This window comes from Xanthomonas maliensis (assembly GCF_009192945.1).
Taxonomy (GTDB): Bacteria; Pseudomonadota; Gammaproteobacteria; order Xanthomonadales; family Xanthomonadaceae; genus Xanthomonas; species Xanthomonas maliensis.
The window spans coordinates 17,782-40,398 of the sequence record NZ_NSET01000056.1 but is presented as its reverse complement, the minus strand read 5'-3'; the positions used below and the strand labels follow the sequence as shown (position 1 = coordinate 40,398).

The following is a 22,617-nucleotide window of genomic DNA, read 5'->3' as shown; positions in this document are numbered from 1 at the left end:
CCCCAGGACGCTTCCCGCAAGCAAGGTTGCCCGTCAGCAGCACGGAGCGTGCGCCGCGCAGCCTGCCACGCAGCACCCGCTCCGCGCCGCTGACGGCCAAGGCATCTCATCTCAAAGTGCCTACACGCTTTAGCCAGGACTACGTTGGCGACACTCACAAAAAAAGCGGGCCTTGCGGCCCGCTTTTTCTAGACTTCGATGATCAGAAGCGCTGGTTGTACTGCATGAACAGGAAGCGGTCGTAGTCGAGCATCGGGTCGATCGCAGCCGTGCTGCTGTTGGTGATCGAGTAGGTGATCGGCGGCTTCTTGTCCCAGATGTTTCGGGCACCGACGGTCACGCTGCCGTTCCACGGAGCCTGCCAAGTGACAGAGACGTCCTGATAGGAGATCGAACCCTTCTTGTTGGCGCCGGTACCGCCGCCCCATGCCGGATTCGGCGTCTGGTAGTTCGGTTCGTTGCACTCGATCCCTGCCGACGCATCCCAGCAGTAGTCACGGAAGCCGCCGTAATAGCGCAGATCCCAATTGGCAGACAGCGAGCCCATCGACCAGTCCAGACCCACGGTGGCACGCACGCGCGGGAAGTTCCAGTAGCCTGCATCGTTGGCCCACTCGGCACCGTACTGCGCCTGCGTCTTGTAGGTCGCAAGGTAGTTGGTGTCGAGATTGACTGCGAATTTACCGTAAGCCGTTTCCGGCAGACGGTAACGCACGCCGAAGTTGTAACCCTCGGTCTCCAAGCGACCCAGGTTGACGTTGCCGCGGCTCAGCGTGTTGACCTGACCGGTGATCGGATCACGCGTGAACTTGGCGCAATAGTCTTCCAGATTGTTGAGGTAGCAATTGTTCAACACATCATCGGCCGTCAGCGCAGTGATGATGTTGGAGATCGAAATGCGGTACCAATCCAGCGACAGATCCAGACCCTGCACCCACTGCGGGCTGTAGACCATACCAACCGTGCGGGTGATGCTGCGTTCCGGCTCGAGCTCGGCGTTACCGACACCGGCATTGAACGGGGAGTTGCCCTGCACATCGCGCTTGGTGACTGGGTTGTTTGCGGTATCGGTCTGGCGGAAGTTACTCGACAGGCCCTGCGCAGAACAACGCGCCGCCACACCGGCATTGCCCAGCGACCCAAAGGTGGCATCGCACGGATCGGTGTAGGGGTCGAAGCTCTGCGAACCGCCACCGAAGGTGTCATTCAAGGTGGGTGCACGGAAACCGGTGCCGTAGGTACCACGCACCAGCAAGTCGTCGATCGGCTTCCAGGTGAAGCTGAACTTGCTGTTTGTGGTGTCCCCAAAGCGGCTGTAGTTGCTGTAACGCGCGGCAACGTCGAACGACAGCTCCTTGGCGCCCGGCAGATCCTTCAACACCGGAACCAGCAGTTCCAGGTATGCCTCGTTGGTCTGGTAGCGACCCTCGGTCGGCTGTGCGGCCAGGTCGGTTGTGTAACCAGCGCTGGACAGCATGTCAGGATAGTCGTAACCACTGATCTGACGGTGCTCAAAGCCTGCAGCGAAGCTCAGCTCGCCGGCCGGCAAGTCGAACAGGCCACCGGTGATGTTGGCGGTCCACTGCTTGCTCAGGCTTTGCTGCGTGGACTGACCCAGCGCATTGATGTACTGCAGCGCGTCCGCCGTAGAGGCCGACGGGCCGCCCAGGATGTTGAACGGGGTGCACTGGCCCAGCGCATTGCTGGTGCCCAGCGGCAGCGGGCTGGCAGCGGTACCGCACTGCACCTGACCCTGTGCATTGAGGAACGACGGCCCCAGCGCCTTCTGCAACGCCAACAGATTGATGTTGCCGCGAGAAACCTGCGTCACATCGTACTTGTTGTAGTTGAAGCCGACGTCCCAGTTCCAGCCATGGCTGCCGACATCGAAGATGCCTTCCAGCGCCGCATCGAAGTGCGTGGACTTGACGTTGCTTGCGGTCGTGCGCGGCAACTCAATGGTACGGCGGAACCAGCTGGTGATGTCCTGGCCGATCGGGTTGTAATAGCTGCTGCCACTGATCGCTACCGGGAATTGCGGCTGCGACCTGGCATTCAGCGGGTAACCGGCGATCTGGCGGTTCGAGTCGCGCTCGGAGTACATCGCCGTCGACTTGAAGGTCAGGCTATCGGTCAGGTTGTAGCTACCGGTGGTGAAGACCGACTTGTTCTTGCTGGACTGCGACAACATCATCTGATCGACGGAGTTGTAGTAGTCGTCCACGCCGGCGCCAACATGATAGTTGGCCAGGTCACGCGAATCGGCGCCGACGCCCTTGCCATCGAACGAACCAGTGTGGTTGAGCACCCACTGATTCGGCGTCCAGGTCCCCTGGCTGGCATCAACGATGTTGCCGTCGCCGTCGAGATAGTTGCCTGCGCCGGCAGTTCCGGCGGCACGCGGATCATTGAAACGCCCCCAAGGACCGGTTGCGCTCAGGCTGTCGGTGATGTGGTTCGGGCCGGATTGATAACGGGTCAGCGCACGAGACTTCGCCCAGACCGGATCTTCATTGGTGTAATTGACGCCGAAGACCAGCGAGGCACGGTCGGTAGTGGTGCCGGCAGTGAAGGAGTACTGCTGCTTGGTGCCATCGCCACGGCTGTTCTGGCCGAAGTATGCCGAGGCTTCAGCGCCGTCGTAGTTCTTCCGCAGAATGATGTTGACCACGCCTGCCACGGCGTCGGAGCCGTAGATCGCAGAGGCGCCGTCCTTCAGGACTTCGATGCGCTCGATCAGCGAGCTCGGGATGGTGGACATGTCGCTCAGACCGGACAGGCTGCTGGTCCAACGCTTTCCGTTCACTAGCACCAGGGTACGGTTTTCGCCCAGGTTATACAGGTTGATGTACTGGCCACCCTGCTCCGGATCGGAGGTCAGCACAGCAGCCTTGCTGTAGGTCTGCGTACCGGCAATGGACAGGTTCTGGAGGATGTCGCCAACGCTGACCAGGCCGGACTTCTGGATGTCCTGCTGGGTGACGGTGAACACAGGCTGCGCGGTTTCAACGTCAACCGAGCGGATGCGCGAACCGGTGATTTCAATGCGGTCCAGAGTCGTGGTCGACTGGGCGGACTGGTCTTGTGCGTTGGCGGCGAAAGCCGGCGTCAACGCGATCGCAATACCGGCTGGCAACAGGCCCAGCCGCACTGCGGGAGTGCGAAGGTTCATCAATCTCTCCAAAGTTCGTTAGTGGCACGTTAAGCGCCCCGAGCAAATTACGTTCGCGTGAACGCGGTCGCTTTGCGCGTCAGGCCACGTGGCTTTGCCGAATCTGGCCGATTGAGTGTTTGGTCGCGATAGTGCGAGGCGGACACGCCGAAGCGTGCACGGAACGCGCGCGCGAAACTGCAGCAATTGTCGAAGCCGCTGGCAGCGGCGACTTCACCGATCATCATCGAGGTATCGCGCAGCAGATCGGAGGCGCGCTCCAACCGCAAGCGGGCCGACAGTGCCTGCGGACTCTCGTCGTAGAGGCTCTGGAAGGTCTTGGACACATACCAGCTGGAGAAATTGGTGAGCTGGGCCAGTTCGCTGATGCGGACCACCCGGTCGCTATTGCCCTCCAGATAGAGCCGTGCCCGTTGCATGCGTCCGAATACCTGCCGGCGGCGACTGCGCGAACGTCCCGGACACCGCTGCTCCTGCTCGATGAATTCACGCTGCATCGCGGCCAGATGCAACAGCAGCGGGCGCACTTCTGCATGCTCCCGCCGTTGCGCCGCGTTGCGCCATAGCCGCAACGCAATGCGCAGGTCGCCACGCGAGAGCTGGCTACGCCCCGGGTACAGGGTGGCGTCGGTCAGTTCCGCCAGCGAGTGCATGCTGCTGCTGTCCAGGCTGACGCCCACGCACAGGCCACCGCGATCGGCTTGCACGTGCGGATGCGAGTCCTTGTCGAATGCGATCCAGTCGCCGGCGCGCAGACGGAAACGCCCTTCCTTGGACTCGACCCAGGCGCGCCCACGCAACTGAATCCACACGGTGAAGGTGGCGGCGGCGGTCCGGAGACTGCCGAGACGGGCGACCGCCAGGCAGGCGCTTGCCAGCACTCCCGTCTCGTCCACCCACGCTGCAATGCCACGATCGGCACTGATGACCTGGTACATGCGCCCGCCCTCTATACAAAAGAGGGCGCAGTATTTTGCCGAATCTGGCGGCAGTCAGGAGGTTTGCACGAACTTGTGCTGAAATCCTCACGAAGCGCGCTATGAGAAAGTTACGAAGCCAGCTTTCCGAGAAAAATCAAGATATTGGAAATGAATCCGAAGGGTGGAGGAACGCTCGCCGGCAGCTCCATGAAGCCGATGGCACTGCCATCTTCCTCGGCCAGTGCCAGGTAGAGCGCGCCGTCGTTCTGGTCGACACTGAAGCCGTTGAGCGCGGTGTACTTGGCTGCGTCCATACAGTGCCCACTGCCGCTGTGAAGATCGCCGTCGTAGGTCGCGCACTCGTCGGTGGACGACAAATAATGCACCGCCGCCCCTGGGCCAGGCGCCCAGCTGCGAAACCGCCAGCGTGACGGCTCTTTCGCATGCAGCGGGCGCAGCGAGTCCGGCGCCAGACTGGGCGCAATCTGCCACAGACCCGGACTGGAGATGCGCGTCAGCAGCACTTGGCCGTTACTGCGATCCAGGTGCAGTTGCGAGACGTCCGGCAGCGTCGCCAGCGGTCGCCACGGAACCCTGCGACGATCGTAGAGCGTTGCCACGACCCGCCCATCCGCTGCCGCCGCCAACACCAGGATTTGCCGCGGATCCGGTACATGGATGGCTTGTACCAGTTGCCCTTCTGGAACCGGCAGGACCTGCGCCTGACCACTGACCGGCTCCACTTCGTACAGCACCGCCCGCCCCTGATCGTCGATGCCCGACACCAGTGCGCTGCGACCGTCGGCCGACCAGTCCGCCGCCTCGCGCGTATCCGGTCGAATGCCCTCGATCAGTCGCGCGGATCCAGGCTTGGTCACATCCCCCCACCAGAGGCCATAGTCGCCAGAGCGATTGGAGGCGAACAATAATTGACGCCCGTCCGGCGCGATCGACGGCTGGGTATCGCGTCCACTGGATGGGAACAGACGGCGTCGGACATACCCACCATTGATCGCGTCGCGAACGACCTGGAACAGCGCAAATTGCGGCCGGCGCTGAACGAAGACCAGGTGCCGGCCAGCCACGTCCGGTGCCTGCGCATCGTCCACTCCGAGATCGTGCAGGCTGCGATCGTGCAGGCTCAACCGGTACAGCCGCGCCTCGCTACCGACCCGTCGCGCCACCACCAGACCGCTGCTATCAGGCAACCAGCTCCAGCCGCGGATCTCGGCCAGGTCGTCGTCCAGGCGTTCGGCCCGACCGCCGTTGGCTGGCACACGCCACAGATCGCCCAACTGCGGATTGCGCAGGAACACGATCCAGCGCCCGTCGGGCGAATAGCGCGGTTGATAGTCGAAGTCCTTGGCGTCGGCGCTGTAATGCAACGGCTGCCATGCCCCCGACTCCAGATCGAGCGTGCGGAGATGCGGGCCGCCGTAGGAACCGGTCATCGTGCCGAATAGCAGGCGGCGACCATCCGGCGACCAGCTGAAGCTGAGCATGTCTGCGCCATCGCAACGGGCCAGCTCGCGCGCATCGGGCTGCCCATTGGCGGCCGCAACCATGATTCGGCAACTGCCATCAGCCCCGGTGCGCGCGAATGCGATCTGCCGCCCATCGGGTGACCAGGCCGGCAACCGGTCCGATGCCCCGGGTGCGGGCGTATCCAGCACGCGTGGATACGCATTGTTAGTCGTCTTGACCAGGATAGAGGTTCCAGGCCGGTCGTCGGTCAGCGAGGCATACGCCATCATCGCGCCATCCGGCGACAGACTGGGCGTCAGATCGAAGCCGCCACCGGCGGTAATGACCTGGTATGGCCGTTTGGGGCTCACGAACGGGTCGACCGCGGTCGCATCGGTCGTCGGCCCGCGCCACCACACCACCGAGATCACGACCACGGCCAGCAGCAGCGCGACGCCGACCAGCAGCCAGCCCAGGCGGCGACGCGAGCGCGATTCACCACGACTGGCAGGCTCCTGAGCTGTCTCCACACCCGCACTGCCCGATTGCGGCGGAACCGGGACCGGTAACGCGGCAGCAACCGGCGGCGGATGACGCGGGGCTAGCTCCGTCGGTCCTGCCGGCGGTACGAATTCATTCGGTGCCGATGCCGGCGCCGATGGAGTGGCCACTGGATCTGCCGACTCCTCCCAGCTCACGGGTGCCAGCAGGCGATACCCGGTCTTGGCGATCGTCTCGATATAGTCCGACCGCTGTCCGCCATGACTGGCGAACGCCTTGCGCAGCTGGGTGATCGCCTGGGTCACGACATCGTTGGTCGGCAGCGTATCCGGCCACACCTCGGCAAGCAGTTGTTCGCGGCTCACCACCTGGCCCGCCTGTCGCGCCAGCGTCGCCAATACCGCCACGGCCTTGGGCGCCAGTCGCAGCGGGCGCTTGGCGTCCGGCACATGCACTTCCCGCGACGCCATATCGACCACGCAACTACCGACCCGCAACCGGCCCATCGGTATCGCAATGGCAGTGGGAACACTCATCGGGCTGATGCGGACTCGGCGCGGGTATTACCAAAGACGCGCCGCAGACCCACGCGACACGCCAAATTCAGCAAAGAAGCACAACCAACTGTGTCATGCATCCAATGGCAGCGGATTTTACGCTAGTCCCCGTTGCTTCCTATATCAGGTGGCGGCGCCAGGCACTCTCTCTCTCGCCGAAGCATTCAAATAATCTGTCATTCCATTCGCGCCTCTGGCGCGTTTTTTTTAACTTTCATTCAGGCGAACATCCATGCAGAGCGAGCTTTCGCGCGCGTGGTGCCGCGCGCCGGTTCACACGGCACTTGCAAACAGCCGGTGAACCTGCTCACAAAAAAATGAACTGCAGCTAAGCGCGCACATCATGCGTGACACGACGCAAACAGCCTCTCCGCATCACGTAGCGCGATAGAGCTCCGCTCCGTCGGCAAGAAACTGGGAGGATTTCTCCCGCATGCCCGCCTCCAACACATCCTCTTCACGCATCGCGTGCTGAGAGGCGTAGTCGCGGACGTCTTGAGTGATCTTCATCGAGCAGAAATGCGGACCACACATGGAGCAGAAGTGCGCGAGCTTATGGGCTTCCTTGGGAAGCGTCTGGTCGTGCAACGCCATGGCCTTTTCCGGATCCAGACCCAGATGGAATTGGTCATTCCAACGGAACTCGAAGCGTGCCTTGCTGAGGGCGTTGTCGCGCACCTGCGCCCCGGGATGCCCCTTGGCCAGATCGGCAGCATGCGCGGCGATCTTGTAGGCCATGATGCCGTCGCGGACGTCCTGACGATCCGGCAGCCCCAGATGTTCCTTTGGCGTCACATAGCAGAGCATGGCCGTGCCATACCAGCCGATCATCGCTGCACCGATGGCGCTGGTGATGTGATCGTAGCCGGGTGCGATGTCGGTGGTCAGCGGCCCCAGGGTATAGAACGGAGCCTCGCCACATTCGCTTAGCTGCTTGTCCATGTTCTCCTTGATCAGTTGCATCGGCACGTGGCCAGGACCTTCGATCATGGTCTGCACGTCGTGCTTCCAGGCCAGCTTGGTCAACTCGCCCAGCGCCTCGAGTTCACCGAATTGCGCCGCATCGTTGGCATCGGCAATACAGCCCGGACGCAGGCCATCGCCGAGCGAGAACGCCACGTCGTAGGCCTTCATGATCTGGCAGATGTCCTCGAAGTGCGTGTAGAGGAAGTTCTCCTTGTGATGCGCCAGGCACCACTTGGCCATGATCGAGCCGCCGCGGGAGACGATGCCGGTGACACGGCGCGCCGTCAGTGGAATATGTCGCAACAGCACGCCGGCGTGGATGGTGAAGTAATCCACGCCCTGTTCGGCCTGCTCGATCAAGGTGTCGCGGAACAACTCCCAGGTGAGTTCTTCGGCGCGGCCATCGACCTTCTCCAGCGCCTGGTAGATCGGCACCGTCCCGATCGGCACCGGCGCATTGCGGATGATCCACTCGCGCGTCTCATGGATGTGCTTGCCGGTGGACAGGTCCATCACCGTATCGCCGCCCCAGCGGATCGCCCAGACCAGCTTCTCGACCTCTTCGGCCACACCCGAGGACACTGCGCTATTGCCGATGTTGGCATTGATCTTGGTCAGGAAGTTGCGGCCGATGATCATCGGCTCGCTCTCGGGGTGATTGATGTTGTTCGGCAGGATGGCGCGCCCGCGCGCGATTTCGTCGCGAACGAATTCCGGGGTGATGCGCTGCTGGATGGATGCACCGAAGGCGTGTCCGGGATGCTGCGCCAACAGGCCGGCATCGTGCACCGCTTCCAGGCGCTGGTTCTCGCGGATCGCCACGTACTCCATCTCGGGAGTGACGATGCCGCGACGCGCGTAGTGCATCTGGGTGACATTGGCGCCGGCCTTCGCGCGGCGGGACAAGATCCGGCCGGGAAAGCGCACCGCCGCCAGCTTCGGATCTTGCGCGCGCGTGCGACCAAACGCTGAGCTCGGCCCAGCCAGCGCCTCGGTATCGTCGCGCTCGGCAATCCACTGCGCCCGTAGCGCCGGCAGGCCGGCGGACAGATCGATGCCGACTTCCGGATCGGTGTACGGGCCGGAGGTGTCATAGACGGTGACTGGCGGATTGTCCTGCCCGCCGAACACCGTCGGCGTGCGGGTCAGCACGATCTCGCGCATCGGCACGCGCAGGTCTGGCCGCGAGCCGGTGACATGGATCTTGCGCGAACCGGGAATCGGCCGCGTCACCGATTCGGAGAGCTGCGCGGTCTGCTGGATCAGGGAACTGGGCACTGTACTCATCGACTTCGTCCTGGGCGGGCCCTGGCGGGCGGGACGAAGCGGCGGCGCATGCCGTCAACGCAAGTACCCAGAGGGCGAGCAGGCGAAGGAACGGCTGCGAAGCTTCCCTACGGCGGTATGAGCCGCGTCAGGTTCGAAGGGACTGTCTCAACCGGCTGACCACATGGCCGCAGGTACCCCCGCTTCAGGGCGGATTAGAGCACGAAACACTGCCGCCTCCCAGCACACGGCATGCGGACGTGCGCCTCTGGCCATTGCAGAAGGAATCGATCAGCTAAAACTTCTAAGTCATATTTCACATCAACATCCATGGAGTTCAGTCGAATGGCATCGACGATCCCTACCGCCCACTCACCGAGACCGAAGCGGCCGCGCTGCAGGCGCGCTGCCCAAAGGAGTCGGATCATTTGCAATGCCAGGTAAGGTGTCGACGGATTCGATGCCTGCGACGGCCCGATGGTCATTGATGGCACGCTCGATCTGGACAGGACGTCCTGGTCGTGATCGGCAACCTGCGCGCGCGGCCATCTGCAACGGCGGTATCTACGTGTTCGGCGATCTCGACTGCCAGACCTTGGCCGGTGCGTCTTACTGCGACCGCATCTTCGGGTGTCTAGAGCGTGTTATGCGCTTTGAGATGAGATGCGTTGGCCGTCCAGCGGCCGCTCCGTGCCGCTGACGGCCACCCCTGCGGGAAGCGTCCTGTGGCGCGCCGATACCGCGTTGCGCGCCTTGCCCAGGCGGCCAGCCTGGGCTGCAACGCACGCCTTGTCTCGACGCGCCACAGGACGCTTCGCACTCACCTCAAAGCGCATAACACGCTCTAGGCCACGCCCGGGTAGGTGCGGTGTTCGAGGACGGGCGCTCCTTCGAATTCCTCGACAGCGTGGAAGCCGAACTCATTGCGCCGGAGCGCAACTTGGTGATTTTGCCCGAAGGTGCCCGGGCCGGACGCGACTTCCGTTCCGGCATGGATGCCGAGCAGGTCCGTGAGACGGTCGACCCCAGCGTCATCAATGACAAAAGCGAGCCGGACTACGGCCTGGTCTGCGCCACGCTTGGGGAAGGAAGCTCGCCACTACGCTGACACGGCACGCCCCCTCGCCCGTCCCTGCATGGCCTGCGCCGTGCCCGGGCACGCAACAAGCATGCTCGCGCCCGCCGCACCCGCCTGGGCCGGCGCGTCGCTGCGGGAGGTAACAGACCGATCACCACGCCAGCGACGGCTGGCCAACCATGACCGGAGAGACAGACCGAACGTGCCTTCCATCCGCCAGCAGCCATGCTGGTTGCGGACCTGCGTATGGGTTCGCTATCGTCTTCACATTCGGGGGACAACAAGGACGTCAACGATGCTGCGACTGCAGATGCTCGCCTGCGTGGCGATGCTGGTGGCATGGCAATGGGCGGCCGACGCAAGGGCGAGCGATGCTCCGCCGGCGGAGGCATTCGTCGAATCAAGCCCCATTTCGTCGCCGAGAATGTCCCCGGATGGCCAGCATCTGGCCGTCAGCGCCGATCTTGGCGATGGCAACTACGCCTTGGTGGTCTACCGGCTGTCGGACATGCAGTACACCGCGTTGCTGCGGCTGCCACGCTACGAGCTTCCGGTACAGATTTCCTGGGTCAGCAACCAGCGCTTGGTGCTAGGCAAAGGCCGCAAGCTCGGCAGCCTGGAGGAGCCAGTGCCGATGGGCGAGATCATCGCCACCGACCTGGATGGCAACAACCAGCGCTACGTTTACGGCTACCAGCAGAGCACGCGCAATGCGGGGCTGGAACGCGGCTTCGGCTATATCCAGGGGACCCCGAGCACGCGCAACGGGCATTTCTACATGCGCCGGCTGTCGCTCGGATCGCGCCACTCGATGTTGTACGACGTGGACGCCACGACCACGACCCATCGGCTCATGGCTGACATCGACGTCCCGGGGCTGGGCTTCATCCTGGATCAGGACGGCGTCCCCCAGTATGCGTACGGCGACGACGATAACGACAAGCCGCAATTGTTTCGCCGCAACGGCAATGGCTGGGTGGCCATGACCGACGTGCAGGACAATTGGCGTCCGATCGGCTTCCTGCAGCCTGGTCGTCTCTACGGTTGGTATAGCCAGTCGGGCGGACCGGATGCGCTGGTCGCCACCGACCTAGCCGGCGGGGACCGCAGCGTACTGGCGTCCGATCCCTTCTACAGCGTCGACGATCTGCAGTGGGGCCTGTCCCCGCAGCCACCATTCGCGGCCCGGCTTGGCGCCGCACGCACCGATGTCAGCTACTTCGCCCCCGAGCGCAGCGAAGCCAAGTTGCACCAACAGTTGCGCGCAGCGTTGCCCGGGCAGTACGTGGATTTCATCAATTTCACCGACGACGGCAACCGCGTGCTGCTCAAAGCCTATAGCGATCGCGATCCCGGCGCCTGGTACGTCTACGATCGTAATGGCAACACCCTCAAGCGCGTCATCAAGGCACGTCAGGCTCTGCCAATCGAGCAGATGGGCGAACGCCGCATGGTGACCTTCCAGGCACGCGACGGCCTGTCGCTGGATGCAGTGGTGACCCGCCCGGCGTCGGCACCCAAGGGCGTCGCCCTGCCAACGATCCTGCTGCCCCACGGTGGCCCGCACGCCGATGGCGACGGCTGGTCCTTCGATACCGACGCGCAATTCCTCGCCAGTCGCGGTTATCTGGTGCTGCAGGTCAACTACCGCGGCGGTCGCGGCCGTGGCTCCCGCTTCGAGCATGCCGGCTATCGCCAATGGGGAGAAAAGATCCAGGACGACCTGATCGACGGCGTGCGTTGGGCGATCGCCCAAGGTCTGACCGATCAGACACGCATTTGCAGCTATGGCGGCAGCTTCGGCGGGTATGCCGCGATGATGGTGCAGGTCAAGGCACCGGAGTTGTTCCGCTGCGCGGTGGGCCTGGCCGGCGTCTACGATCTGCAGATGATGTACGACAAGGGCGACATCCAGCAGAGCGATTTCGGCATCAACTATCTGCAGCGCGCGATCGGCCACGACCAGGCCGATCTGGCGGCGCATTCGCCAGTGTCGTTGGCCGACCGGATCAAGGTGCCGGTGCTACTGGTCCATGGCGAGGAAGACCAGCGCGTCCCGCTTGCGCACGCCAAGAGTCTGCGGGCGGCGCTGACCCGCGCCAACAACCCGCCCGAGTGGATGGCCGTGCCCAAGGAAGGCCATGGTTTCTACAACAACGCCAACCAGATCGCCTTCTATCGCACGCTGGAACGTTTCCTTGCACAGCACCTGGGCAACGCATCCGTGACAGCCGCGGCACCGGCCGCCGCCGCGCCGTAAGGTCTCCGACCCGATGCGGAGGCAGCGGGTTGGCTCCTTGCTGCTGATCGCAGGAGCCAGTGCGGCACTGCTGCATGACCGACGCCGCCCAAGCAGGCGCCGGTGTCCCTGGCGACTCGCAGCTATCGGATAGCGACTGGAGGCCAACGCATCTCAGCGTCGGCCGCATTGGCGTGAGCGAACACTGCAGACCGGGCGCGCCCTGCGGCGAGGCGCTCGTCTCCCGCAGCATCGTCGGCGCGAGAGCTCACGCACCGCACGGGCTCACCGACCGATACCTGCCAAGACGCTCGACGCCGGCATGTCTGGCCAACGCTGCCCCGCCACTGGCGGCACCGGTGCGCGGCGTCGATAACGACTCAGTCCAAGGTATATCCCACCCGTAGCCCGCCCCAGTGCTTGCGACCGACGAAGATCGGCGCCGACAGATCGAACATGATCTGACCGGTATCGCGACGATAGACCTGCAAGCGATACGGATCGGTGTGCGCACCGACACTGCGGCCGACGCGATCGGTGAATTTGCGCTTGGTGCGATTGCCCACCAGATCGCGTTTGGGATCGCCGGTCAATGGCTGGGTGAAGCGCAGATTGTGAGTGGGCACATAGCCATCGGGATTGGCACAGATCGCAAACACGATCCACGGATGCGCCTCCAGCAACGGCTCCTGCAACGCAGGTAGCAGCTGATCGCAGAGCGCATCGAAATCGGTGTTGAACTTGGCCGGCTCCACACCGGCAATCGGCGTGTAGGTCCGCGCGAACAAGGCTTCCTCGGCGATCTGGCCGCGTGCGATGGCCTGCGCCAATGCCGCACCGATCTTGCCGGCTGTGGCGACGGCGAGCGTCTTGACCTGGGCGTGCCGCGGCACCTGAAGCGGATCGGCCGGCAGCCGGAACAGGCTCACGCAATCGCGCAGGGTTTCGGTGCCGCGTTCCAGCGCTTCGCTGCGTTCGGCCACATGCGCGGCATGCTGCAGATTGCTGTGTCCCAGCGCGACCACGCCATCGACCGCCTGTTCGATGCCGCGGATTTCGCCGTCCTGTGCCTGGATCCGGCCAGCAACCGCCGTCATCGCACCGCTGGCCTGTCCCAGGAGTGCGGTAATGCCGTCCAGCACCTGTTCGGTGCTGCGCGCCGAGGCGGCGCCCTCGCCCACTGCCGCACTGGTCTCGGCGAGGATCGCGCGCACGTCGCGCGCAGCGACGGCCGCGCGCTCGGCCAACCGACGGATTTCCGTGGCCACCACCGCAAAGCCGCGTCCGGCCGGGCCGGCATGCGCGGCTTCGATACCGGCGTTGATCGACAGGATATTGGTCTGAAATGCCACCGAATCGATCACCTCGATGACCTCGCCGGCACGCGCAGCGCGCCGTTCCACCTCCAGCATGGCCTGGCCAAGCGCATGGGCAGCGGTCACGCCCTGACGTGCACTCTCGTCGGCGCTACCGGCCAGGGCGATGACCTGCGCCAACTCGGCAGTGACCGCGTGCAGGTTGTGGGACAAGCGTTCGACCGCCCCGCGGGCACCCTCGAGCGCTTCGGTCTGCGCCTGCGACTGGCGGACCAGTTCGTCGTTCTCGGCCACCAACGGCGGAACCTCCGCCGCGACCTGCACCGACAGCGCCACCGCCTGACGGATCGCCTCGGCCAGATTGCCGAAGCCGGCATGTAGCCGGCGCCCCATCTCCGTCTGCGCCAGATCGGCCGGCAGCCGCAGCTCCAGTTCGCAGGCCGACAGCGCCTGCGCCGCATGCTCCAGCACGGTACGGTCTTCGTGTTCGAGCTGTAGGCGCGCCACCAGCGGCGCCAGCAGCGGCGAGATCGGCACGGGCCGGCTGTCGTTTGCCAGACGCGAGGCCTCGCGCAACAACGCGGCGGTTTCCACATGCGGCAGCGACAACAGCCACCCACCGTGCTCGCGATCGCGGACATAACGCACGCGTTGCGCCGGATCGGCGCTCGCCGACGCCCATACGCCCTCTTCGCCGACCAGCGACTCGACCGCCAGCCCCCACAGCACGCTGGCGGGCGCGCCCAGCAGCTCGCTCGCGCTCTTGCCGAGGACGTCCTGGCTTGCGCGATTGCAGGCGACGACGTGCGCTTGCGCAGACAACCGCAACAGACCGACCGGCGCTTCCGGCAACATGCCCGCACCGGTACGTGATTGCAGATCCGGGGATTGCATCGATGTCATGACCGTCTCCTGCGACCATCGGCTGGCAGCTCCGATGATGCTCTAGTGTGGTGGCTGCGCGGCAAGCTCCGTCAGTAGCCGGCCGCCTGCCCGTCCTTGCGACTTTCCGAGGCGCCGTAATACACCCCGCTGACCGGATCGCGCGCGATCGCCTGGTAGCCGCCATACGGCCCGTCGGCGAAGACGATCCGGTGCCCCTTGCGCATCAGCGCGCGAATGGTGTCGTAGGAGAAGCCGGTTTCCAGATTGAGTTCTCCGCCGTCGCGCATCGCGGTGGCCTGGCCGGTCGGCTCGGTGGATCCTTCGTGCTGGATGCGCGGCGCGTCGCCAGCTTCCTGCAGGTTCATGTGGAAGTCCACCAGGTTCATCACGATCTGCACATGGCCTTGCGGCTGCATCGCCCCGCCCATCACGCCAAAGCTCAGCCATGGCTTGCCGTCCTTGGTCACGAAGGCCGGGATGATGGTCTGGAATGGCCGTTTGCCCGGCGCGTAGCCGTTGGGATGGTCCTTCTTCAGCACGAACATCTCGCCACGGTCCTGCAGGATGAAGCCCAGTCCCGGCGGCGCCATGCCGCTGCCCATGCCGCGGTAGTTGGACTGGATCAGCGAGACCATCATGCCGTCGGCATCGGCCACGGTCATGTAGATCGTATCGCCCTCCTCCAGTTGCTTGGGCGTGCCGGGCTGTACTTCCTTGAGCGCCTTGTCCATCGAAATCAATGCGCGCCGCTGGGCGGCGTAGTCCTTGGAAATCAGTTTGGCCAGCGGCGCCGGCTGGAACGCCGGATCGGCATAGAAGCGAGCGCGATCGGCGAAGGCCAGCTTCTTGGCCTCGGTGAACAGATGCACGTGCTCGGCGGAGCCGAACGGGATCTTGGAAAAATCGTAGCCTTCCAGGATGTTGAGCATCTGCAAGGCGGCGATGCCCTGACTGTTGGGCGGCAGTTCCCAGACGTCGTAACCGCGATAGTTGGTGCTGACCGGCTCGACCCACTCGCCATGATGGCTGGCCATGTCCTCGTAGCTGAGGTAGCCGCCATTGGCCTTGAAGTAGGCGCCGATGGTGCGGGCGATCTCGCCCTTGTAGAACGCATCGCGGCCGCCGTCGGCGATCTGCTGCAGCGTGTTGGCGAGGTTGGGGTTCTTCCACAGCTCTCCCTTGCGCGGCGCGCGGCCGTCGATGGTGAACTGCTCCTTGAAGCCGGGATATTGCGAGAGCCGTGGGACCGAGCGATCCCAGTAATAGGCGATGGTCTCGGCCACCGGATGACCTTCGCGGGCGTAGCGGATCGCCGGGGCCAGGTTCTGTGCCATGGGCTTGCGCCCGAAGCGCTCGTGCAAGGCAAACCAGCCATCGACGGCGCCAGGCACCGACACCGGCAGCGGGCCGGTGGGCGGGATGTCCTTGAGACCGCGGCGCTGGAACTCTGCCAGCGTCAACGACTTCGGCGAGCGACCCGAGCCGTTGTAGCCGTAGAGCTTCTGGGTCTTGGGATCCCAGACGATGGCGAACAGGTCGCCGCCCACGCCATTGCCGGTCGGCTCCATCAACCCGAGCGCGGCGTTGGCGGCGATGGCCGCATCCACCGCCGAGCCACCGTCGTGCATCACCTGCAATGCGATCTGGGTCGCCAGCGGTTGCGAGGTCGCGGCCATGGCGTGCGGGGCGATCACTTCCGAGCGAGTGGCAAAGTCCTGACCGGTGATGCGGTCGGCCGCCAGCGCCAGCGGCGTGGACGCCAGCAGGAGAGACACCAGCAAGGCACGGCGATGGCGCATACGACGATTCCCCAACGAGACGAACAGGCGCTCACGATACCAGCGGGCAGCGTCTGCGGACGCGGCCGATCCGAGCACGGCGTCGCGCACCGGCCGCTCGCAGCGGCGCAATCGCTGCCTCGACGACGAAGTTTCAAGCGCAACCATGCAGCTAACGGCCTTATTTGACGCGCTGGATCACGCAATTGGGACGGTTTCAAGCGCAAGGGTTGACACACATATCACGCCGATGGTTATCTCAGCTCCATGTCGCACCGACCCGCCAACACCGATGCCCGTTTCAGCACGCGCAACAGCGCGTCGGCGTCGCTTCTCGTCCTCGTACTTATTATCTCGCCCAACGGTGCGGGACGGGACTTCGTGTAGGCGACAGATACACAAGGCTTCCATCAAACCCCGCATCGGCAACGGCGCGGGGTTTCGCGTTTCAGGGATCGGCAAAAGTTTCGAATGACATGAACAACGGCACGCACATCCACTCGCTCGGCTCCACCTGCAACCGCTCGCCGGTGGCCGTGCTGCGTCGCGTGGCCGTTGCGCGTTCCGCCCTCTCCTCTGCACAGCCGACCGCACGCGCTGCGGCTGGCTGACTCTTCACCCTCCCAATCACCGCAAGGACCCCGCAATGAGCAACGACATCCAACCGAAAATCGCCGTGATCGGCTACGGCAGCCAGGGCCGTGCACATGCCTTGAACCTGCGTGACTCCGGCTTCGACGTCACCGTGGGCCTGCGCCCGGGCGGCCCGACCGAGGTCAAGGCACAGGCGGACGGCTTCCGCGTGGTCTCCCCGGCCGACGCCGTGAAGCACGCCGACCTGGTGGCCGTGCTGACCCCGGACATGGTGCAAAAGAAGCTCTACGAAGACGTCATCGCACCGAACATCAAGCAGGGCGCGTGCCTGCTGTTCGCGCACGGCCTGAACGTGCACTTCGGCATGATCGCGCCGCGTGCCGATCTGGACGTGGTGCTGGTCGCACCCAAGGGCCCGGGTGCGCTGGTGCGGCGCGAGTACGAAATCGGCCGCGGCGTGCCGTGCATCTACGCGATCTATCAGGACACCAGCGGCAAGGCCGAACAGTTCGCCCTCACCTATGCCGGCGGCCTGGGCGGTGCACGCGCCAACATCATCAAGACCACCTTCAAGGAAGAAACCGAGACCGATCTGTTCGGCGAACAAGCCGTGCTGTGCGGTGGCGCGTCCTCGCTGGTGCAGGCCGGTTTCGAGGTGCTGGTCGAGGCCGGCTACCAACCGGAAATCGCCTATTACGAAGTGCTGCACGAACTGAAGCTGATCGTGGATCTGTTCTACGAAGGCGGCATCACCCGCATGCTGGAGTTCGTCTCCGAGACCGCGCAGTACGGCGACTACGTTAGCGGACCGCGGGTGATCGACGCCAGCACCAAGGAGCGCATGCGGGCCGTGCTCAAGGACATCCAGGACGGCACCTTCACCAAGAACTGGGTCGCCGAATACGAAGCCGGGCTGCCGAACTACAACAAGTTCAAGCAGGCCGACCTGGAGCATCCGATCGAGCAGGTAGGCAAGCAACTGCGCGCCAAGATGGTGTGGCTCAACGGCGAGCAGCAAGCCACGCCGGCGCCAGCCAAACAACAAGCGGCGTAACCCGGCCGCCTCCCCCATCGCAGAACCCCAAAGGTCCGCACCGCATGAACACCTCCGCACACAGCGCGCCCCGCAATGGCGCGCGCTGGCTGACGCAGGCCCTGGAAGCCGAAGGCGTGGATACGCTGTTCGGCTATCCGGGCGGCACCATCATGCCGTTCTACGACGCCCTGGTGGACTCCCGTCTCAGGCATATCCTCGTCCGCCATGAGCAAGGCGCTGCGCTTGCCGCAAACGGTTACGCTCGCGCCAGCGGGCGGGTTGGCGTCTGCGTGGCCACGTCCGGCCCGGGCGCATCCAATCTGGTCACCGGCATCGCCGACGCGATGCTCGACTCGGTCCCGATGGTCTGCCTGACCGGCCAGGTCGCTACGCCCTTGCTGGGTACCGACGCTTTCCAGGAGCTGGACGTGTTCGGCATGACCATGCCGATCGTCAAGCACAGCTTCCTGGCCAGGCGGGTGGACGAGTTGCCGGAGATCGTGCGTGAAGCCTTTCGGATTGCCCGTGAGGGCCGCCCGGGGCCGGTGTTGATCGATCTGCCCAAGGACGTGCAACTGGCCGATGCCAGCCACTTGCCGGCGCACGTGCCGGCGGTGGCCGCCGCACCGGCAGCGCCGCAGGATGCGCAACTGGCCGAGGCGCTGGCCGCCATTGCCAGCGCCGAGCGTCCGATCGTCTATGGCGGTGGCGGTATCGCTCTGGCTGGCGCGGTGGACGCCTTCCGCCGCTTCGTCGAGGCCACCGGATTGCCGACCGCCCTCACCCTGCGCGGGTTGGGCGCGCTGCCGCATGGCCATCCGGACTACCTGGGCATGCTGGGCATGCATGGTACGCGTGCTGCCAATATGGCGATCCAGGAATGCGACCTGCTGGTGGTGGTGGGCGCACGCTTCGACGACCGCGCCACCGGCAAATTGAGCGAGTTCGCGCCATTCGCCCGGGTCATCCACCTGGACGCCGACGCGTACGAAATTTCCAAGTTGCGCACCGCCGACGTTGCCGTGCCCGGCGATGTGGCCACCAGCCTGAAGGCGCTGAGCGCGGCACGCGCCAACTGCGAGGCCTGGCGCAAGCGCTGCTTCGCCAACCGCGAGAAGTTCGCGGCACGCTACGACGCGCCAGGAACCGATGTGTATGCGCCCGCCCTGCTCAAGCGCCTGAGCGAAGTGGCGCCGGCCGACACCATCATCGCCTGCGATGTCGGCCAGCATCAGATGTGGGTCGCCCAGCATTGCCGCTTCAACCATCCGCGGAACCATCTGACCAGCGGCGCGTTGGGCACGATGGGGTTCGGTCTGCCGGCGGCGATGGGTGCGCAATTCGCCTGCCCGGACCGCACCGTGGTGCTGGTCTCCGGCGATGGCAGTTTCATGATGAACGTGCAGGAGCTGGTCACCATCGCGCGCTGCAAACTGCCAGTGAAGATCGTGCTGCTGGACAACAGCTCGCTGGGCATGGTGCGGCAGTGGCAGGAACTGTTCTTCGCCGAGCGCTACAGCGAGATCGACCTGTCCGACAACCCGGATTTCGCCGCGTTGGCGCAGGTGTTCGGCATTCCCGCCACTCGCGTGGTGGCCCGTAGCGACGTCGACGGCGCGCTGGCCGAGCTGCTGTCGCAGCCTGGTCCGGGCCTGCTGCACGTGGCAATCGACGCGCGCGCCAACGTCTGGCCGCTGGTGCCGCCCAACAACGCCAACAGCACCATGCTCGACAGCAATCCCGCGCATGCGGCCAAGGAGACGGCACATGCGTTACCGGCTTGAGCTGGTGTTGAAGCCGGCCGAGGGCGCGCTGGTGCGGGTGATCGGCATGACCGAGCGCCGTGGGTTCCGTCCCTGCGCGATTCATGGCGTGACCACGGCCGACAGCGGCCATTGGCACGTGCGACTGGACGTGGACAGCGCACGCCCGCCGGAAACGCTGCGCCTGCAATTGCAGAAGGTCTACGACTGCGAGTCGGTCGAGATCGCTGCGCTGGAAACGGTCGAGGCCGCCGCATGAGCGCATCCAGCTCGCACGCCGACCACCGCATGCTCCGGAGGTATCTTCTTCCGGCTCGGCCGACACCGTGTCGCAATGCCTGATTCCGGCCGCCCTGCCATGCAGGACCCAGACGTAGGCGACGTCGCCGTCAGCGTGGCCGACGTACTGGCCGCGCAGGCCCGGCTGCGCAAGTACCTCTCGCCCACCCCCCTGCACTACGCCGAACGCTTCGGCGTGTGGCTCAAGCTGGAAAACCTGCAACGCACCGGCTCCTACAAGGTGCGCGGCGCGCTGAATGCGTTGCTGGCAGGCCTGGAGCGCGGCGACGAACGCCCGGTGATCTGCGCGTCGGCCGGCAATCACGCCCAGGGGGTGGCCTGGGCCGCCTACCGGCTGGGCGTGCAGGCGATCACCGTGATGCCGCATGGCGCGCCGCAAACCAAGATCGCCGGCGTCGCCCATTGGGACGCCACCGTGCGGCAACATGGCAACAGCTACGACGAGGCGTTCGCCTTCGCCCGCGATCTGGCCGAACAAAACGGCTACCGCTTTCTGTCCGCCTTCGACGACCCGGATGTGATTGCCGGCCAGGGCACGGTGGGGATCGAACTGGCCGCGCATGCACCCGACGTCGTCATCGTGCCCATCGGCGGCGGTGGACTGGCTTCCGGCGTGGCCCTGGCCTTGAAGTCGCAGGGCGTGCGGGTGGTCGGCGCCCAGGTCGAAGGCGTGGATGCGATGGCACGCGCAGTGCGCGGCGATGTGCGCGAGATCACACCGGTAGCGACGCTGGCCGATGGCGTGAAGGTCAAGATTCCTGGCATGCTGACCCGACGCTTGTGTACCAGCCTGCTGGACGACGTCGTGATCGTCCGCGAGGCCGAGTTGCGCGAAACCCTGGTCCGGCTGGCCCTGGAAGAGCACGTTATCGCTGAAGGCGCCGGCGCGCTGGCATTGGCCGCCGGTCGCCGCGTTGCAGGTAAACGCAAATGTGCGGTGGTCTCTGGCGGTAATATCGACGCAACCGTGCTGGCCACACTCTTATCCGAGGTCAGGCCGCGTCCGCCACGCAAGCCGCGCCGCCGCAACACCGAACGCCTTCGCAACGACCGCACCGCCAAACCGACGCCCGCCGCTCCACCATCCCGCCCATCCGCAGCCGCATTGCCGCCTGTCACCGCCATCGCCGTAGAGGAGTCTTCCTGGTGAACACGACCGTATCCGACCAGACCCCCCGTATCCGAATTTTCGACACCACCCTGCGCGACGGCGAGCAGTCTCCCGGCTGCAGCATGACGCCGCAACAAAAGCTGGTGATGGCACGTGCGCTGGATGCACTCGGCGTGGACATCATCGAAACCGGCTTTCCCGCCAGTTCGCAGTCCGACCGCGAAGCGATTGCGATGATCGGACGCGAACTGCAGCGTCCCACCTTGGCGGTGCTGTCGCGCTGCCTGCAGGCGGACATCGAGACCTCGGCGCGTGCGCTGGAGGCGGCCGCCAATCCGCGCCTGCATGTCTTCCTGTCGACCAGCCCGCTGCACCGCGAGCACAAGCTGCGGCTGAACCGCGAGCAGGTACTGGAGTCGATCCATCGGCATGTCACGCTGGCGCGCAGCTTTATCGATGACGTGGAGTTTTCCGCCGAGGATGCGACTCGGACCGAGGAGGACTTCCTGGCCGAGGTGACCCGGGTCGCCATCGCCGCCGGTGCCACCACGATCAACCTGCCCGACACGGTCGGCTTCACAACGCCGGAAGAGATCCGCGGCATGTTCTCGCGCTTGATCGCCAGCGTCGACGGCGCCGACAAGGTGATCTTCAGTGCCCACTGCCATAACGACCTGGGCCTGGCGGTGGCCAACTCGCTGGCAGCCGTCGAAGGTGGCGCCCGTCAGGTCGAGTGCACGATCAACGGCGTCGGCGAGCGCGCTGGCAACTGCGCATTGGAAGAGATCGCCATGGCGTTGAAGGTACGTGGCGCTTTCTACAATCTGGACACGTCCATCAACACGCCCCGCATCGTCTCCAGCTCCCAGTTGCTGCAGCGCCTGGTCGGCATGCCGGTGCAACGCAACAAGGCGGTGGTCGGCGGCAATGCGTTCGCGCACGAATCCGGCATCCACCAGCACGGCATGCTGCGCCATCGCGGCACCTACGAAATCATGCGGCCGGAAGACGTGGGCTGGGAGTCCTCGCAGATGGTGCTGGGCCGCCACAGCGGCCGCGCCGCGGTGGAGCAGCGCTTGCGCGCGCTGGGCTATCTGCTGGAGGAAGAAGAGATCAAGTTGGTCTTCGAGCAGTTCAAGGCCTTGTGCGAAAAGCAGCGCGTCGTCACCGATGCCGATTTGCAGGCGCTGATGCAGGACACCACCGTGCAGGAAGGCTACCGGCTGGCGTCGATGACCATCAGCGACGTCGGCAGCCGCGCCAATGCGCTGGTGGAACTGTCCGATTCCGAAGGCAATCGCGTCGCCGAAACCGCCCAGGGCAACGGGCCGGTGGATGCCCTGTTCGGCGCCCTGGCCTCGGCCACCGGCGTGAAGCTGGAGCTGGACAGCTATCAAGTGCATAGCGTCGGCATCGGTGCCGATGCGCGCGGCGAAGCCAGCCTGAGCGTTCGCCACGATGGCGTCGAGTACGAAGGCACCGGCACCAGCAAGGACATCATCGAAGCCAGTGCACTGGCCTGGCTGGACGTGGCCAATCGCCTGCTGCGCCAGCGCGAGCGTGGCGTGATCGCTGGCCGCACTGCAGCGGTGGCCTGACGCAAGCGGCATCACGATGCCCTGGTCGGCGCATGGGGGCGCCGGCTGGGGAGTGGACGGCGGCACGCGTCAG

The 22,617-nt window shown here is 64.9% G+C and carries 13 protein-coding genes and 1 riboswitch; of the genes, 7 read left to right on the top strand and 6 right to left on the bottom strand.

The features are described 5' to 3' along the window. Positions 1–202: 202 nt before the first annotated feature. The 4 genes from CKY51_RS17600 to thiC form a co-directional block, all read right to left on the bottom strand. A complete protein-coding gene (locus CKY51_RS17600; RefSeq protein WP_170292345.1) occupies positions 203–3,172 on the bottom strand; it encodes a TonB-dependent receptor plug domain-containing protein in 2,970 nt (989 codons plus the stop codon). A 47-nt stretch (positions 3,173–3,219) separates the two neighbouring features. Continuing rightward, positions 3,220–4,110, bottom strand: coding sequence for a helix-turn-helix transcriptional regulator (locus CKY51_RS17595; protein ID WP_152249570.1), 891 nt, complete (start codon positions 4,108–4,110; stop codon positions 3,220–3,222). 110 nt (positions 4,111–4,220) lie between these two features. Continuing rightward, entirely contained in the window at positions 4,221–6,569 is a 2,349-nt protein-coding gene (locus tag CKY51_RS17590; RefSeq protein WP_170292346.1) for a winged helix-turn-helix domain-containing protein, read from the bottom strand. 420 nt (positions 6,570–6,989) lie between these two features. Beyond that, the gene (gene thiC, locus CKY51_RS17585; RefSeq protein ID WP_152249568.1) at positions 6,990–8,867 is read right to left on the bottom strand and encodes a phosphomethylpyrimidine synthase ThiC; all 1,878 of its coding nucleotides are present in this window, start codon (positions 8,865–8,867) and stop codon (positions 6,990–6,992) included. An 86-nt stretch (positions 8,868–8,953) separates the two neighbouring features. Next, positions 8,954–9,058, bottom strand: a riboswitch (TPP riboswitch). 656 nt (positions 9,059–9,714) lie between these two features. Here thiC and CKY51_RS17575 point away from each other — a divergent pair. Together CKY51_RS17575 and CKY51_RS17570 are read left to right on the top strand one after the other, a co-directional pair. Then, complete coding sequence (locus CKY51_RS17575; protein ID WP_022972137.1) at positions 9,715–9,954, top strand: hypothetical protein; 240 nt, start codon at positions 9,715–9,717, stop codon at positions 9,952–9,954. Positions 9,955–10,252: 298 nt separating this feature from the next. Beyond that, positions 10,253–12,184: an alpha/beta hydrolase family protein gene (locus tag CKY51_RS17570; RefSeq protein ID WP_031339635.1), complete on the top strand. Its 1,932-nt coding sequence runs from the start codon at positions 10,253–10,255 to the stop codon at positions 12,182–12,184. A gap of 359 nt (positions 12,185–12,543) precedes the next feature. Here the strand turns inward: CKY51_RS17570 and CKY51_RS17565 are convergent, their stop codons facing one another. Beyond that, on the bottom strand, positions 12,544–14,382 hold the full coding sequence (locus tag CKY51_RS17565; protein ID WP_031339636.1) for a methyl-accepting chemotaxis protein: 1,839 nt from the start codon (positions 14,380–14,382) through the stop codon (positions 12,544–12,546). Positions 14,383–14,453: 71 nt separating this feature from the next. After that, positions 14,454–16,163 carry a gamma-glutamyltransferase gene (ggt, locus tag CKY51_RS17560; RefSeq protein ID WP_152249567.1) on the bottom strand — a complete coding sequence of 570 codons (1,710 nt, stop codon included), beginning with the start codon at positions 16,161–16,163 and terminating at the stop codon, positions 14,454–14,456. A 625-nt stretch (positions 16,164–16,788) separates the two neighbouring features. On the opposite strand from ggt, the gene ilvC reads away from it, so the two are divergent. The 5 genes from ilvC (at position 16,789) to CKY51_RS17535 (ending at position 22,544) form a co-directional block, all read left to right on the top strand. After that, the gene (gene ilvC / locus CKY51_RS17555) at positions 16,789–17,790 is read left to right on the top strand and encodes a ketol-acid reductoisomerase (RefSeq protein ID WP_022972143.1); all 1,002 of its coding nucleotides are present in this window, start codon (positions 16,789–16,791) and stop codon (positions 17,788–17,790) included. Positions 17,791–17,834: 44 nt separating this feature from the next. After that, a complete protein-coding gene (ilvG, locus tag CKY51_RS17550) occupies positions 17,835–19,556 on the top strand; it encodes an acetolactate synthase 2 catalytic subunit (RefSeq protein ID WP_022972144.1) in 1,722 nt (573 codons plus the stop codon). Next, on the top strand, positions 19,540–19,794 hold the full coding sequence (locus CKY51_RS17545; protein ID WP_022972145.1) for an ACT domain-containing protein: 255 nt from the start codon (positions 19,540–19,542) through the stop codon (positions 19,792–19,794). The genes ilvG and CKY51_RS17545 overlap by 17 nt, the downstream gene beginning before the upstream one ends. Positions 19,795–19,869: 75 nt before the next feature. After that, positions 19,870–20,985: a threonine dehydratase gene (locus tag CKY51_RS17540; protein ID WP_022972146.1), complete on the top strand. Its 1,116-nt coding sequence runs from the start codon at positions 19,870–19,872 to the stop codon at positions 20,983–20,985. Further along, complete coding sequence (locus tag CKY51_RS17535; RefSeq protein WP_022972147.1) at positions 20,982–22,544, top strand: 2-isopropylmalate synthase; 1,563 nt, start codon at positions 20,982–20,984, stop codon at positions 22,542–22,544. The genes CKY51_RS17540 and CKY51_RS17535 overlap by 4 nt, the downstream gene beginning before the upstream one ends. The last annotated feature ends 73 nt before the right edge of the window (positions 22,545–22,617 follow it).

Coding starts and splice junctions, on each gene's coding strand:
- CKY51_RS17540 (WP_022972146.1), top strand. CDS start 19,870: ATGCCTGATTCCGGCCGCCCTGCCATGCAGGACCCAGACGTAGGCGAC.
- CKY51_RS17545 (WP_022972145.1), top strand. CDS start 19,540: ATGCGTTACCGGCTTGAGCTGGTGTTGAAGCCGGCCGAGGGCGCGCTG.
- CKY51_RS17570 (WP_031339635.1), top strand. CDS start 10,253: ATGCTGGTGGCATGGCAATGGGCGGCCGACGCAAGGGCGAGCGATGCT.
- CKY51_RS17565 (WP_031339636.1), bottom strand. CDS start 14,382: ATGACATCGATGCAATCCCCGGATCTGCAATCACGTACCGGTGCGGGC.
- ilvG (WP_022972144.1), top strand. CDS start 17,835: ATGAACACCTCCGCACACAGCGCGCCCCGCAATGGCGCGCGCTGGCTG.
- thiC (WP_152249568.1), bottom strand. CDS start 8,867: ATGAGTACAGTGCCCAGTTCCCTGATCCAGCAGACCGCGCAGCTCTCC.
- ilvC (WP_022972143.1), top strand. CDS start 16,789: ATGAGCAACGACATCCAACCGAAAATCGCCGTGATCGGCTACGGCAGC.
- CKY51_RS17595 (WP_152249570.1), bottom strand. CDS start 4,110: ATGTACCAGGTCATCAGTGCCGATCGTGGCATTGCAGCGTGGGTGGAC.
- CKY51_RS17600 (WP_170292345.1), bottom strand. CDS start 3,172: ATGAACCTTCGCACTCCCGCAGTGCGGCTGGGCCTGTTGCCAGCCGGT.
- ggt (WP_152249567.1), bottom strand. CDS start 16,163: ATGCGCCATCGCCGTGCCTTGCTGGTGTCTCTCCTGCTGGCGTCCACG.